The 13,793-nt window shown below is 70.3% G+C and carries 14 protein-coding genes; 5 read left to right on the top strand and 9 right to left on the bottom strand.

Going from position 1 to position 13,793, the window contains the following annotated elements:
* Position 1: 1 nt before the first annotated feature.
* Together AC3WQM_RS30200 and htpG are read right to left on the bottom strand one after the other, a co-directional pair.
* Complete coding sequence (locus AC3WQM_RS30200; RefSeq protein WP_492683627.1) at positions 2 to 556, bottom strand: hypothetical protein; 555 nt, start codon at positions 554 to 556, stop codon at positions 2 to 4.
* Positions 553 to 2,589 (bottom strand): molecular chaperone HtpG, encoded by a 2,037-nt coding sequence (htpG, locus tag AC3WQM_RS30195; protein ID WP_492683626.1) that lies wholly within the window; start codon positions 2,587 to 2,589, stop codon positions 553 to 555. The genes AC3WQM_RS30200 and htpG overlap by 4 nt, the downstream gene beginning before the upstream one ends.
* A 224-nt stretch (positions 2,590 to 2,813) precedes the next feature.
* On the opposite strand from htpG, the gene AC3WQM_RS30190 reads away from it, so the two are divergent.
* A complete protein-coding gene (locus AC3WQM_RS30190; RefSeq protein ID WP_492683625.1) occupies positions 2,814 to 3,308 on the top strand; it encodes a DUF3761 domain-containing protein in 495 nt (164 codons plus the stop codon).
* Between the two features lie 36 nt (positions 3,309 to 3,344).
* Here the strand turns inward: AC3WQM_RS30190 and AC3WQM_RS30185 are convergent, their stop codons facing one another.
* Positions 3,345 to 4,394 carry an ABC transporter substrate-binding protein gene (locus AC3WQM_RS30185; protein ID WP_492683624.1) on the bottom strand — a complete coding sequence of 350 codons (1,050 nt, stop codon included), beginning with the start codon at positions 4,392 to 4,394 and terminating at the stop codon, positions 3,345 to 3,347.
* A 57-nt stretch (positions 4,395 to 4,451) separates the two neighbouring features.
* Positions 4,452 to 5,360 (bottom strand): LysR substrate-binding domain-containing protein, encoded by a 909-nt coding sequence (locus AC3WQM_RS30180; protein WP_492683623.1) that lies wholly within the window; start codon positions 5,358 to 5,360, stop codon positions 4,452 to 4,454.
* A gap of 101 nt (positions 5,361 to 5,461) precedes the next feature.
* On the opposite strand from AC3WQM_RS30180, the gene AC3WQM_RS30175 reads away from it, so the two are divergent.
* Together AC3WQM_RS30175 and aqpZ are read left to right on the top strand one after the other, a co-directional pair.
* On the top strand, positions 5,462 to 6,475 hold the full coding sequence (locus AC3WQM_RS30175; RefSeq protein ID WP_492683622.1) for a zinc-dependent alcohol dehydrogenase family protein: 1,014 nt from the start codon (positions 5,462 to 5,464) through the stop codon (positions 6,473 to 6,475).
* Between the two features lie 188 nt (positions 6,476 to 6,663).
* Positions 6,664 to 7,368, top strand: a complete 705-nt coding sequence (gene aqpZ / locus AC3WQM_RS30170) for an aquaporin Z (protein WP_095747097.1) — start codon at positions 6,664 to 6,666, stop codon at positions 7,366 to 7,368.
* 24 nt (positions 7,369 to 7,392) lie between these two features.
* On the opposite strand, the gene AC3WQM_RS30165 is transcribed toward aqpZ, so the two are convergent.
* From AC3WQM_RS30165 to AC3WQM_RS30145, 5 genes are all read right to left on the bottom strand, one after another.
* Positions 7,393 to 7,731 (bottom strand): hypothetical protein, encoded by a 339-nt coding sequence (locus tag AC3WQM_RS30165; RefSeq protein WP_492683621.1) that lies wholly within the window; start codon positions 7,729 to 7,731, stop codon positions 7,393 to 7,395.
* 140 nt (positions 7,732 to 7,871) lie between these two features.
* Positions 7,872 to 9,230 carry a sensor histidine kinase gene (locus AC3WQM_RS30160; protein WP_492683620.1) on the bottom strand — a complete coding sequence of 453 codons (1,359 nt, stop codon included), beginning with the start codon at positions 9,228 to 9,230 and terminating at the stop codon, positions 7,872 to 7,874.
* Complete coding sequence (locus AC3WQM_RS30155; RefSeq protein WP_062480678.1) at positions 9,227 to 9,883, bottom strand: response regulator; 657 nt, start codon at positions 9,881 to 9,883, stop codon at positions 9,227 to 9,229. Before AC3WQM_RS30155 ends, AC3WQM_RS30160 begins: the two co-directional genes overlap by 4 nt.
* 86 nt (positions 9,884 to 9,969) lie before the next feature.
* On the bottom strand, positions 9,970 to 11,082 hold the full coding sequence (locus tag AC3WQM_RS30150; RefSeq protein WP_492683619.1) for a winged helix DNA-binding domain-containing protein: 1,113 nt from the start codon (positions 11,080 to 11,082) through the stop codon (positions 9,970 to 9,972).
* Between the two features lie 10 nt (positions 11,083 to 11,092).
* A complete protein-coding gene (locus tag AC3WQM_RS30145; RefSeq protein ID WP_492683618.1) occupies positions 11,093 to 11,917 on the bottom strand; it encodes a pseudouridine synthase in 825 nt (274 codons plus the stop codon).
* Between the two features lie 165 nt (positions 11,918 to 12,082).
* On the opposite strand from AC3WQM_RS30145, the gene AC3WQM_RS30140 reads away from it, so the two are divergent.
* Entirely contained in the window at positions 12,083 to 13,225 is a 1,143-nt protein-coding gene (locus AC3WQM_RS30140) for an MGDG synthase family glycosyltransferase (RefSeq protein WP_492683617.1), read from the top strand.
* Positions 13,222 to 13,722 carry a hypothetical protein gene (locus AC3WQM_RS30135; protein WP_307637607.1) on the top strand — a complete coding sequence of 167 codons (501 nt, stop codon included), beginning with the start codon at positions 13,222 to 13,224 and terminating at the stop codon, positions 13,720 to 13,722. The genes AC3WQM_RS30140 and AC3WQM_RS30135 overlap by 4 nt, the downstream gene beginning before the upstream one ends.
* Positions 13,723 to 13,793 lie beyond the last annotated feature (71 nt).

Genomic DNA, 13,793 nt, shown 5'->3' with positions numbered 1-13,793 from the left:
ATCAGGGCGCGATGGGGTTGCCGGGCGTGCCTGCTTCGCCGGCCGCGACGGCGGTGGTCGCGGCAGGCGCGCGGTAGGACACGCGGGCCGCTGGCACAGGTGCGGCGGCGATCGGTGGCGACGGCGACATCGGCCGCGTGACGCCGGCCTTGGTGACGGTGACGGGCGTGGCGGGCGGTGTGCCGGCAGGCACCACCACGGCCGGCGTGGCCTGCCCGGGCGCGGCCGGCGCGGCCTCGTACGGGTTGTGCAGCACCACGCTCTTGCCGACGCCCACGCCGGTGCCGACCGGCCCGACGCCGACCCCCACGCCGACACCGGCCGAGCCGGTGACGGCGCCGTTGTCGTGCAGGGACACGCCCGCGCCGAGCGGGCCCCAGCCGGTGTTCAGGCCGACGGAAAAATTGCCGTCCTTCGTGGCACCGAGCCCGAGCGAGAGCCCGGGCACGATCGGAATGCCGATGTGATAGTGCGAACAGCCGCCCACCAGAAGCAACAGCAGCAGCGCCGAGGTGGCAGCCGCTGCGCGACGAACGATGCGCGGCCGGGCGTTCACACCAGCAGCGCGTTGACGCGCCTCACGTAGGCGGCCGGGTCGGCCGGCAGGCCGCCTTCGGCCAGCAGGGCCTGGTCGAACAGGATGTTCGCGAGGTCGTCGAAATGCGCGGAGCCTTCGAGCTTCTTCACCAGCGGGTGCTCGGCGTTGACTTCGAGCACGGGCTTGAGGTCGGGCGCGGGCTGGCCGGCCTGCTTGAGCATGCGCGCGAGCTGCGTGCTCATGCCGCCGTCTTCCACCACGAGGCAGGCGGGCGAGTCGACCAGGCGCGTGGTCACGCGCACGTCTTCGGCCTTGTCCTTGAGCGCTTCTTTCAGCTTCTCGAGCAGCGGCTTGAACGATTCGGCGGCTTCCTCGGCGGCCTTCTTCTCGGCTTCGTCCTGCAGCTTGCCCAGGTCGACCGCGCCCTTGGCCACGCTCTGCAGCGGCGTGCCGTCGAACTCGTTGAGGTAGTTCAGCGCCCACTCGTCGACGCGGTCGGTCATGAGCAGCACCTCGATGCCCTTCTTCTTGAAGACTTCGAGCTGCGGGCTGTTCTTGGCGGCGGCGAGGTTGTCGGCCGTGATGTAGTAGATGGCGTCCTGGCCTTCCTTCATGCGCGCCTTGTAGTCGGCGAAGCTCACGCTCGCGACGTCGCTCGTGGTGGAGGCAAAGCGCAGCAGCTTGGCGATGCGGTCGCGGTTGCCCATGTCCTCGCCCAGGCCTTCCTTGAGCACCGCGCCGAACTCGGCGTAGAACTTGGCGAACTTGCCCGATTCGTCGGCGGCTGCGGCGGCCGTTTCAGCGGCCGTGGGCGTGTTCTTGTCGACCACGTCCGTCACACCTTCGGTCGGCTCGGGGGCCGGCACCGATTCGCCCGAGCCCACGTCGGTCTTGCCTTCGTTGCTGTCGGGCGCGGTCTTCTGCTTCTTGGCCAGGTCTTCGAGCATCGACAGCACGCGCTTGGTGCTGCCTTCGCGGATGGCCTTCACGTCGCGGCTTTCCTGCAGCAGCTCGCGGCTCACGTTCAGCGGCAGGTCGGCCGAGTCGATCACGCCCTTCACGAAGCGCAGGTAGTTGGGCAGCAGCGCCTCGGCGTCGTCCATGATGAAGACGCGCTTGACGTACAGCTTGACGCCCGCGCTCTTGTCGCGGTTCCACAGGTCGAACGGGGCCTTGGACGGGATGTACAAGAGCTGTGTGTACTCGGTGCTGCCTTCGACGCGGTTGTGGCTCCAGGCCAGCGGCGCCTCGAAGTCGTGGCTGATGCTCTTGTAGAACTCTTCGTACTGCTCGGCGGTGATGTCCTTCTTGGGGCGGCTCCACAGGGCGTTGGCCTTGTTGACGGTTTCCCACTCGCCGGTTTTCACCATGTCGCCGGGCTGGTCGTTCTCGCCGTCTTTCCACTCTTCCTTTTCCATCAGGATGGGCAGGGAGATGTGGTCGGAGTACTTGCCGACGATCTGCTTGAGCTTCCAGGCGTTGAGGTACTCGTCGGCGTCGTCGCGCAGGTGCAGCGTGATGCTCGTGCCGCGCGCGGCGCGCGTGATGTCGGCCACCTCGAAGTCGCCGGCGCCGCCGCTCACCCAGCGCACGCCCTGGTCGGCGGGCAGGCCCGCGCGGCGCGACTCGACCGTGATCTTGTCGGCCACGATGAAGCCCGAGTAGAAGCCCACGCCGAACTGGCCGATGAGCTGTGCGTCGGCCTTCTGGTCGCCGCTCAGGCGGCTCATGAAGTCTTTGGTACCACTCTTGGCGATGGTGCCCAGGTTGTCGATGGCTTCCTGGCGCGACAGGCCGATGCCCTTGTCGGTGATGGTGAGGGTGCGCGCGGCCTTGTCGAACGACAGGCGCACGTCGAGATCGGGCTGGTCTTCGTAGAGCTCGGGGTGGTCGAGCGCCTCGAAGCGCAGCTTGTCGCACGCGTCGGACGCGTTCGAGATCAGCTCGCGCAGGAAGATTTCCTTGTTGGAGTACAGCGCATGCGTGACGAGGTGCAGCAGTTGCGCGACTTCAGCCTGGAACGGGAGTTTGGTATTGGAGGAATCAGCCATGGGAAAGAAGGATATCGGAGCCGAAAAATTCTAAGCCGGGTCGCCTCGGCGGCACGCCCGGATCGCCCGCTTGGCAAGCGGCCGGCCGGGCACGGGAAAGCAGCATTCTTCCCCATCCGTGGCGCAGTTCACGCCGCGGCCCCCGATGGCACCGCAAGTCAGGTGCTGCTGGGATCGGACGCGGAAGCTCGGCCGCCTTACCACCTGCCCCCGAAGGGATTCTCATGACGACAAATTTCAACGCCCTGTTCCTGGCCTGCGCGGGCCTGGCCTTCACCGCCCTGTCGGCCCAGGCCCAGGTGCCGGCCGATGCACCGGCGGGCACCACGGTGCAGTGCAAGGACGGCAGTTATGCCTCGCCGGACACGAAGTCGGGCGCCTGCCGCGGCCACAAGGGCATCCAGACCTGGTACGGCAAGGAGGCCAAGGCAGCCGCTGCGGCACCCGCAACCGCCCCCACGCCTGCGGCTGCCCCCGCCGCCCCGGCAACGCCGGCCCCGACCGCCGCCGGCGCCAAGGCGCCCGGCGCATCCGACCCCTCGAAGATGGCCGCCGCACCCGGTGGCGGTGCCGGCAAGGTCTGGGCCAACGACCAGACCAAGGTCTACCACTGCATGGGCGACCGCTACTACGGCAAGACCAAGAAGGGCGAGTACCTGACGGAGGCCGATGCCAAGGCCAAGGGCATGCACGCCTCGCACAATAAGGCCTGCTCGTAAGGCACGCCTGTTGCGTCCCCGGAGTCCGGCGACGGGCTACCGGGGCTGCGACTCGACTTCGCGCGTCCAGCGGTCGATGAGCCGCTTGCGCTCGGCCGCCTTGCCGTACTTCTCGAAGTCGTACTTGATGAGCTTCACGCTCTCCATCGACGGAATGCGCGGATCGGGTTTGAAGGTCTTGTTGGCCGGCGACTGCAGGCTGCCGGCCTTGGCGCCGATGGACTGGCCCGCGGGGCTCATGAGCCAGTCGTAGTAGCGCTTGGCGTTCTCCTTGTTGCGCGCGCCCTTCACGAGCGCGATGCCGCCGATCTCGAAGCCCGTGCCTTCGCAGGGCGCGGCGGTCTTCACCGGAAATTTGTCGTGCCGCCAGCGCTCGAAGCCGAAGATGAAGCTCACGCCGATGGCCACCTCGCCCTTGGCCACGTTGGGCGCCTGGGCCTGGCCGCTGCGCGTGTAGCTGGTGACGTTTTTATGCAGCTTCTTCAGGTAGTCGAACGCGGGCTCCTCGCCCATCTGCTGCACCAGGCCCGCGATGATGGTGTAGGCCGTGCCGCTGGTGGCGGGGTGCGAGATTTCGATCTCGCCCTTGTACTCGGGCTTGATGAGGTCGGCCCAGCACTTCGGCTCGGCGAGCTTCTTTTTCTTCAGCAGGTCGGTGTTGAAACCGAAGCCCATGGCGCTCGTGTAGAAGCCGCCCACCATGTTCTGCGACATGGCGTACTGGCGCACCGACCAGTCGTGCAGGTCGTTGATGTAGGCCGGGCGGTAGGGCTCGAGCAGGCCCTGTTCGGCGGCCTGCAGGAACGGGTCGCCGGTGCCGCCCCACCAGAGGTCGGTCTTGGGGTTGGCGGCTTCGGCGCGCAGCTGTGCACCGATTTCGCCGGTGCCCTTGTGGGCCTGCTGCACCTTGATGCCGGTCTCGCGCGTGAAGGCCGTGGCGGCCGCCTCGCACCAGCCCACGTCGGTGCTGCACAGCGCGTTGACGGTGCCTTGCGCAGCGGCCAGCGGCGCCCCGAGCAGGAGCGCCGTGCCCAGGCAGGCGGTGGCCAGGGCACGCACGGTGTGTGGCGGGGCGAATGAAGGCATGCGCAGGTCTCCTCGTTGTTTGAAAGCGCAGGATAGCGCCCGTCGGCGTGGATGGGCTCAGCGCGCAGCCAGCAGCGGCGGCAGATGCTCCACCAGCCAGTCGATCACCACGCGCGTCTTCAGCGGCAGGTAGCGGCTCGGCGTGCGGATCACGTGCAGCGGAAAACCGAAAGGCTCGGGCTCGTCGAACACGCGCACCAGCGTGCCGGCCGCGAGCGCGTCGGCCGCCAGCCAGGCCGGCAGCCGCGCCAGGCCCATGCCGCCGAGGGCGGCCTCCAGCAGCACCTCGGCGCTGTCGCAGCGCAGCCGCGAGGGCAGCGCGGCCTCCACCTCCGCGTCGCCTTCGCGAAAACGCCAGGGCGAGACCTGCCCGTCGCGGGCGTAGTACACGGCCTCGTGCGGCGCGACCAGTGCGCGCAGATCGCGCGGATGGCCGCGCTCGGCCAGGTACGCGGGCGCGGCGCACAGCAGCATCCACTGCACGCCGACCGGCCGCGCCACGAGGCCGGCGCTGTCGTCGAGCTCGCCGCTGCGGATGGCCAGGTCGAGCCCCTCTTCCACGAGGTCGACGCGCCGGTCGTTGAAGGCCAGCTCCAGCGACAGCTGCGGATGCTGGCGCGCCAATGCGAGCAGCAGCGGCCCGACCTTGAGCCGCCCGAGCATCGCCGGCATGCTCAGGCGCACGAGGCCGGTGGCCGTGTGGCGCGCGGCGTCGGTGAGCGCCTCGGCCGCTTCCAGCTCGGCCAGCGCGCGGCGGCAGCGCTCGTAGTAGCCGTGCCCCTCCTCGGTGAGGCTCTGGCTGCGCGTGGTGCGCAGGAACAGGCGCGTGTCCAGCCGCGCCTCGAGCCGCGCGATGCTCTTGGCGACGGCCGAGCGGGTGACGTGCAGGCGCTGCGCGGCGAGCGCGAAGCTGCCCGCCTCCACCGCCGCGACGAACTCCTCGATGCCTTGCAGGCGTTGGCTCATTGGAGACTTTCAAGCACCATTCTTCGGAAAATTATCCACCACCGGATCGTTTTCATCGTCAATAGCATCGAGGCCGATCTTTTCCGATGGAGCCTTTTCCGATGCAAGAACCCGATGTGCTGCGCCGCTGGCAGCTTCCCCGACTGGGCCGCGCCCACCTCGCACAGGCCGAAGCGCCGATGCCCTCGCCCGGCGCGGGCCAGATCCTCGTGCGCGTGGGCGCGGTGGCGCTCAACTACCGCGACCTGCTCATGGTGCGCGACGGCATGGGCATGGCGCTCGAGTTGCCCTTCACGCCCGGCTCGGACATGGCGGGCACCGTGGTGGCCGTGGGCCCCGGCGTGCGCCGCTTTGCCGTGGGCGACCGCGTGATCAACACCTTCTGGGGCGGCTGGACCGACAGCCACTGGCACGCCGAAACCACACTGCTCGGCGGCCCCGGACCGGGCATGCTGGCCTCGCACGTGTGCATCGATGCGAACTGGGCCGTGGCCGCGCCCGCCACGCTGAGCCTCGAGGAAGCGAGCACGCTGCCCTGCGCCGGCCTCACGGCGTGGTTCGCACTGGTGGAAACCGGCGCCCTGCGCGCGGGCGAGACGGTGCTGGTCCACGGCACCGGCGGCGTCGCGCTGTTCGGCCTGCAGCTCGCGCGGCTGCATGGCGCGCAGGCCATCGTGGTGACGGGCAGCGCCGACAAGCAGGCCGCGGCGCGCGCGCTCGGCGCCACGCACGTTCTGGCGCGCGACAGCGACTGGCCCGCCGAAGTGCGCCGGCTCACGCACGGGCGCGGCGCCGACCACGTGCTCGAACTCTCCAGCGGCCCCGACCTCGACCGCTCGCTGCAGGCCGTGAAGCAGGGCGGGCGCGTGTCGATCATCGGCATGCTCGGCGGCGACACGCTGAGCGCGTCGTTCTACGCGATGGTGCTCGGCCGCGTGACGGTGCAGGGCATCGGCGTCGGCCACCGGCGCGCGCTCGAAGAGCTGGTGCGCGCGGTCGATGCGAATGCGCTCAAGCCGGTGATCGCCGCGCGCTACGGCTTCGACGCGCTGCCCGCCGCGCTCGACCACCTGGAACGCGGCGCGTTCGGCAAGGTCGTCGTGACGATGGCATGACGACGATGTGACGCGGCCTCGCCTTCGCCCGACCATTTGCAAATGCTGCAGGGCACAAATCCACAGCATTCGTGAACAGTTGCCGCTAAGCGCGCCGGTTTGCTCGACGCCTCCATTTCCCGTTCCTAGAATGCGGCCCGCGTTCGGCCCCCGCCGAGCGTGCTTTCTCAACTTCAGGATGGAGCGTTATGGAACACAGTACCTACAAAAAGTGGTCTGCAGAATTCATTGGTACTTTCTGGCTCACGCTCGGAGGCTGCGGAAGCGCAGTTCTGGCGGCGGCCTTTCCGGGCGTCGGCATCGGCCTGCTCGGCGTCTCGCTGGCCTTCGGTTTGACGGTGGTCACCGGCGCCTATGCGCTCGGTCCGATCTCGGGCGGCCACTTCAATCCGGCCGTGTCGATCGGCCTCGCAGCCGCGGGCCGCTTCAAGGCCGGGCAGCTGCCGGGCTACATCGTGTCGCAGGTGCTGGGCGCCATCGCCGCAGCCGGCGTGCTGTACCTGATTGCCACCGGCAAGCCGGGCGCGGACATCGGCGGCTTTGCCACCAACGGCTACGGCGAGCACTCGCCGGGCAAGTACGGCATGACGGCCGCACTCATCAGCGAAGTGGTGATGACCGCCGTGTTCCTGATCGTGATCCTGGGTGCCACCGCCAAGCGCGCGGCGGCCGGCTTCGCGGGCATGGCCATCGGCCTGTGCCTGACGCTGATCCACCTGGTGTCGATCCCCGTGACCAACACCTCGGTGAACCCGGCACGCAGCACCGGCCCGGCGCTGTTCGGCCCGTCGTATGCGGTGTCGGAGCTGTGGCTGTTCTGGGTCGCCCCGATCGTGGGCGCGATCATCGGCGCGGTGATCTACCGCGCACTGCTCAGCAGCAACGACGACTGAGCTTGCAAGTCCCCCGCAGCGGAATCAGCTTCCGCTGCCCGACTTCACCATCGGCAGTGAAGTCGATTGCCCGATGGGCTCGGTGCCCGTCGGGTGCGAGGCCGCATAGGCGCCGGCCTGGATGTCGGACACCGGGGTCATCGCACTGACTGCCGGCGCCGACGTCGACTGGCCAATGGGCTCCGTGCCGCTCGGACGTGCCGCCGCCATCGCGCCGGCCTGCACCTCCGGGTTCTCCGGCGAATTCATCTGCAGCGGGTGGAAGTCCGAACCGTCGGTGGTTTCGGCGGAGGCATTGACCGTGCCCAGCGCCGCGAACGCGGCGAAGGAAGCAACGGCAAGAAGTTGGAACGAAGTGCGCATGGTGTGTTCTCCTGAGGGCAGGTTGTCTCCGGTCCGGTGCCGTCGCGCGGACCGCGCGCAGCAGGGCCTGCAGCCACTCTAGGCAGCCTGACTGAGGCCAGCGTGAGCGAAGAATGAGCGGGGAGTGAGCACCACGACGACTACGTCGGCAGCAGCACCCGCGCCCTCAGCCCCGGCCCGTCGTCCCGGTTGCGCAGCTCGATGCGCAGGCCATGCCGCTCGGCCGCCGTGCGCGCGATCGCCAGGCCCAGCCCGCTGCCGCCCGCCGCCGCGCCCGGCACGCGAAAGAAGCGGTCGAACACGCGCTCCAGTTCGGCCGGCGGAATGCCCGGTCCGTTGTCGAGCACGTCGACCACCGCCTGCCCGTCGACCCGGTGCAGCCGCACATCGACCACGCCGCCTTCGGGCGCGTAGCGCAGCGCGTTGTCGATCAGGTTGTCGAACACGCTGCGCAGCTCGGCGGCCGGCGCAGTCACCACCGCACCGGTCAGGCCTTCGAAGCCCACGTCGATGCGCCGCGCATCGGCCAGCACCATGCGCTGGCCCAGGCTCTCGCGCAGCAGCGCCTCGATGTCGACCCGCTCGCCCGGCGCATCCGAGGGCGGCGCGTCCTGCCGCGACAGCTGCAGCAGCTGCTCGATGAGGTGCTGCGCGCGCGTCACGCCGGCCTCGAGCTGGTTGAAGCGCTCGGTGGCTTCGCCGGCCGGCACGTGCGCGCGCAGGTTCTCGATCTGCAGGCCGATGGCGGCCATCGGCGTGCGCAGTTCGTGCGCCGCGTCCTGCACGAAGCGCCGCTGCGTGGCGAAGGCGCTGCGCACGCGCGACAGCAGGTGGTTGAAGGCGCCCACCAGCGGCGCGATCTCGTCGGGCACGCGCGCCAGCGACAGCTCGGTGGGGCGGCGCTCGTCCTGCGAGGCCACGTCGCGCGCCACGCCGCGCAGCGAGCGCGAGGCGGCCGACACGATGAGCCACAGCACCAGCAGCGCCGCCGGCAGCAGCAGCGCGATCGGCAGGCCTTCGAGCAGGGCGCGGCGCAGCGCGCGGCGATGGCGGTAGTCCTCGTTCTGCAGCACCTGCACACGCGGTGCGTCGGCATGCGGCGCGGGCTCGGCCGTGAACACGCGCCAGCGCGAATGCGCGGGCCCTTCGGCGTGCACGTCGCTGAAGCCGCTGCCGGGCTGCAGCGGCACCGACAGCGCGGGCCACGAGCTCGCGCGCAAGGTGGCGCCATCGGCACTCCACAGCTGCACCACGAAGGCGCCGCGCGAGAAGGCCGCCTCGCCGTCCATCGCGCGCGGGGTCTTGGGCGGGTCGTTGCCCGCGTACGACTCGGCCACCAGCCGCATCTGGTCGTCGAGTGCGTTGTGCACGAGGTTGCCGTAGGCCAGGAAGGAGAACCACGCCGTGAGCACCGCCGCCACCACATGCAGCGTGACCAGCCACAGCAGCAGCTGGGTGCGCAGCGAACGCGGGCGCCACCAGCGGCGGTCACCGGTCATGCCGCCACTCGCCAGCCCAGCCCGCGCACGTTGCGGATCGCGTCGGCGCCGAGCTTGCGGCGCATGCCGTGGATCAGCACGTCGATCGCGTTGCTGGTCACTTCGTCGCCCCAGCCGTAGATGCGGTTCTCGAGCTGCTCGCGCGAGAGGATGGCGCCGGGCCGCTCCAGCAGCGCATGCAGCAGCGCGAACTCGCGCGCGGTGAGCGCCTCGCGCACGCCGTTCACGGCCACCTCGCGCGTCGTGAGGTCCAGCTGCAGCGCGGCGGTGCCGATCAGCGAATGCGCGGCGCCGTCGCGGCGGCGCACCACGGCGCGCATGCGCGCGAGCAGCTCGCGGAACTCGAAGGGCTTGAGCAGGTAGTCGTCGGCGCCCAGGTCCAGGCTGTGGATGCGGTCGTCCAGGCCGTCGCGCGCGGTGAGCACCAGCACGGGCGTGGCGTCGCCGCGTTCGCGCGCGCGGCGCAGCACCTCGGTGCCATCCTGGCGGGGCAGGCCCAGGTCGAGCAGCACGCAGGTGTAGCCGCCATCGCCGAGCGCGCTGTGCGCCAGCTCGCCGTCGCGCACCCAGTCGGCCGACCAGCCCGCGCCCTCGAGCGCCTGCTTCAGGCTGCGCCCGATCATTTCGTCGTCTTCCACCAGCAGCACGCGCATCGCGGCGACTCCTTTGCGCGCAAGGTAGCACGCGACCGGGATGATCGTCAGGGCCCTGCGCCTCGGCGCAGCGTAGGCGCGAAGACTTAGACGGGGCTTAGGACGCGGACCGCGTGCCGCTCGCCCTCTGCGTCCGCGGCAAAGGCCAGCAGCCGCAGCGCCTCTTCTTCCACACCACGCCGGTCGGCCGCCGACCAGCGCGTGAAGGGCTCCAGAACGACGGTGGCCGCCTGCGCCGCGCGCTCGATCTTCCAGGTGCCCGCCACGAAGCCGTCGAGCAGCACCGTGCCGCGCACGATGCCGTTGATGGTGAAGACGCGCGCGCGGTACGCCTCGTCGAGCACGCGGCGGCGGTCGGCGTGCGAGAGCAGCAGGTTGTCCCATTCGGCGACCAGGCGCGGCGGCGCGGGCGTGTCGGGGTCGGGGCGCGGCGCGCGCGGCAGGTCGAAGAGCTCCTGGCCCTCGTCGCCGGTGAACACACGCAGCTGCGGCCTCAGCCGTTCGGCCGCGGCCTTCCAGCCCGTGAGGCCCGACCACGCGCCGGCATCGGCCAGCGTCGCGGGGCCGAAGGCGGCGAGGTAGCGCAGGAGCAGGTCGTCCTGCGTGGCGGTGGCGATCTTGGCAGTGGCATCGCCCAGCCAATCGCCGAGCGGCTGCAGCAGCGCGTTCTGGTGCGAGTTCCAGCTGCCCGCGGGCGGCAGGTGGACCAGCGGCACATTGTTTCGGATGAGCGCGGCGAGCGAGGCCGGCGCGTGGTCTGTCCAGCGCGCCGCGAGCGCCTGGCCGAGGGCGGTGCCGGTGAGCGGCCCGTCGCCGAGCAGTGCACGGCCCGCCTTCACCACGGCCGCGCGGTCGACGCCTTCGAGGGCCCGCGCATGCAGGCCCGACAGGCCGCGCTGGTGCACGGGTTCGAGCAATGGCCGCCAGGCCCACGCGTCCGGGGCGGTCATCAGGTGCAGGGTGGCGCGCAGCGTCGACATCCGCACGATGCGGCGGTTCTTCAGCGCGTCGGTCAGCTGCGCGCGGTGAAAGCCTTCGAGCCGGCTCCACAGGCCGATGTAGGGCGGGTTGGGGGCCTGCGCCTGCAGCCCGGCCAGCTTCTCGATGGCCTGCACGACGCTCGCCTTGCGCCGCGCCAGCAGCATCTGCCGCGCGAGCGTGGCCCGGTTCAGCGCGCGACGGCTCAGCACCGCGGCCATGGGCGGGTCGTCAGAATTTCTCGTGCGGCGCCAGGTAGCGCCACTGGCCCACCGGCAGGTTGCCCAGCATCACCTTGCCGATGCGCACGCGCTTCAGGCCCACCACCTTCAGGCCGACCAGCTCGCACATGCGGCGGATCTGGCGCTTCTTGCCTTCGGTCAGCACGAAGCGCAGCTGCTCGGGGTTCTGCCACTCCACGCGCGCCGGCTTGAGCGCCTGGCCGTCCAGGCTCAGGCCGTGCCGCAGCCGGGCCAGCATGGCGGGCGGAAACACCGCCTGCACGTTGGTGGTGACCGGGTCGTCGTCGTCCAGGCGCACCAGCTGGCCGGTGGGCGCGGGCTGGTCCAGGCCGTGGTAGGCCACGCGCACGAGGTATTCCTTGTCCATCGTCGAGCCTTCGCCGATGAGCTGGCGCGCGATGCGGCCGTCCTGCGTCATCACGAGCAGGCCGGTGGAGTCGATGTCCAGCCGCCCGCACGGCGCCAGGCCGCGCAGCTGCTGCGGGCCGAAGAAGAAGCGCGCGTTGTCTTCCACCCAGCGGTTCTGCGGCGTGAACAGCGTGACCGCCGGCTCGTGCCCGTCCTCGGCCTGCCCGCTCACGTAGCCGATGGGCTTGTTGATGAGGATCGTGACCTGGTTCGCCTGCTGCCCCTTGGCGGCCTTGTCGACCTCGATGCGGTCGTTGGGCGTGACCTTCACGCCCATCTCGGCGGGCTTGCCGTTGACGCGCACCCAGCCCTGCGCGATCCAGTCGTCCGCCTCGCGGCGCGAGCACAGGCCGAGTTCGGCCATGCGTTTGTTGAGGCGGATCGGGGCGGGAGCGGTGTCGGTCATGGGAGCAATGGTTGCGGCTGGCGGGGTGGCGGTGCACAGCCCGCGGGACGGGGCGTCCCGTGACATTTTCGCCGATGGCGGGCGCCGCGCCATGCCCGGGGCCGATGTGTCGCAATGCGTGGCGATAATGCGCGCCAATCGGCACGCCGCCGGCACCCCTACTGCATGACCCACCTCCTGATCCTCAGTGTGAGCGCCGGCAACGGCCATGTGCGCGCCGCCCAGGCGCTCGAAGCCACCCTCGCCCAGTCGTTTGCGCCGCACACCGCGGTGCACGTCGACGCCATGGCCCACGTGCCGGCGGGCTTTCGCAAGGTGTACACCGACTGGTACCTGCAGCTGGTGAACCGCGCGCCCGAGCTGTGGTCGTACCTGCACCAGCGCACCGACGTCACGCCGCACCACGCGCCCTCGCAGCGGCTGCGCCGCGGCATCGAGCGCCTGAGCACCGGGGCGCTGGTGCGCGAGATCCGCCGCGCCAAGCCCGACGCCGTGATCTGCACCCACTTCCTGCCGGCCGAGCTGCTGATGCGCGAGCGCAACCGGGGCCGCATCGAATGCCCCGTGTGGCTGCAGATCACCGACTACGACCTGCACAACATGTGGCTGGTGCCGGGCATGACGGGCTACCTCGCGGCCACGGAAGAAGTCGCCTTCCGGCTGCGCGCGCGCGGCATTCCGCCCGAGCGCGTCCATGTCACCGGCATTCCGGTGATGCCGGCCTTTTCCGAGCCCGATGCACCCGAGCTCGCGCACGCGGCCTGCGCCAGTGCGCTGGGCCTGGACCCCGCGCGCCCGGTGCTGCTGATGGCCTCGGGCGGTGCCGGCGTGGGCGACCTGCCGAGCATGGTGGAGCGCGTGCTGGCGCTGGGCGGCGACACGCCCTTCCAGGTCATCGCGGTGGCCGGCCGTAACGCTGATGCCCATGCGCGGCTCGAGGCGCTGTCGCAGCGCCATCCGGGCCGCGTGGTGGCCGTCGGCTTCACGAACGAGATGCACAAGATGATGGCCGCGGCCGACCTGGTCGTGACCAAGCCCGGCGGCCTCACGGTGTCGGAGTGCCTGGCGCTGGGCAAGCCGATGCTGCTGATCTCGCCGATTCCGGGGCAGGAAGAACACAACGCCGGCTTCCTCATGGAAGAAAGCGCCGCCTGGCTGGCCTACGACGCCATCGGCCTGGACTACAAGGTCGCGCGCCTCATGGCCGACCCCGCCAAGCTCGCGGCCATGGCCGCGCGCAGCCGCGCCCTGGGCAAGCCGCAGGCCGCGCGCGCGGTGCTGCAGCGCGTGCTGGGCGTTGCCGAATGAGCGGCAACGCTACGGAGCCACGGCCGCACATCGGCCGCACGCTGGTCTACCTCGCGTGGGTCGTGACGATGGCATTCTTCTTCGCCAACGCCGAGATCCAGATCGAAGGCGGCGCCGGCTGGGCCACCTCGCTGCCCACCTGGCGCATCGAGAACAACATCTGGCTCGACCTGTTCTGGGGCGGGCGCGCGATGACGGGGTACCACGCCTGGGTGTTCACCTTCATGATGCTCGTGTTCTTCTCGCCGCTGGCCTTCCAGGGGCGCTGGACGCTGCGCGACTGGGGGCTGGCGCTCGCGGGGCTGATCGTGTTCTGGGTCTGCGAAGACTTTTTGTGGTTTCTCATCAACCCGGCCTTCGGCTTCGAGAACTTCAACCCCGTGAAGGCCTTCTGGCACAAGCACTGGCTGTGGGGCGCGCCGGTCGACTACTGGGGCGGGCTCGCGGTGGCGCTGCTGATCCTGGTGCGTCGCCACTGGCCTCGCCGCGCACGATGAAGCAAGACACCGCCGACCTGCGCCCCGATCACTGGGCCGATCCGCTCGACGCCCTGCAGGTCGAGAACCTG

Source organism: Variovorax sp. FW301-JW7, from assembly GCF_058788795.1.
Note: the sequence above shows the minus strand (reverse complement) of the source record. Positions and strands in the feature narration are given on the sequence as shown.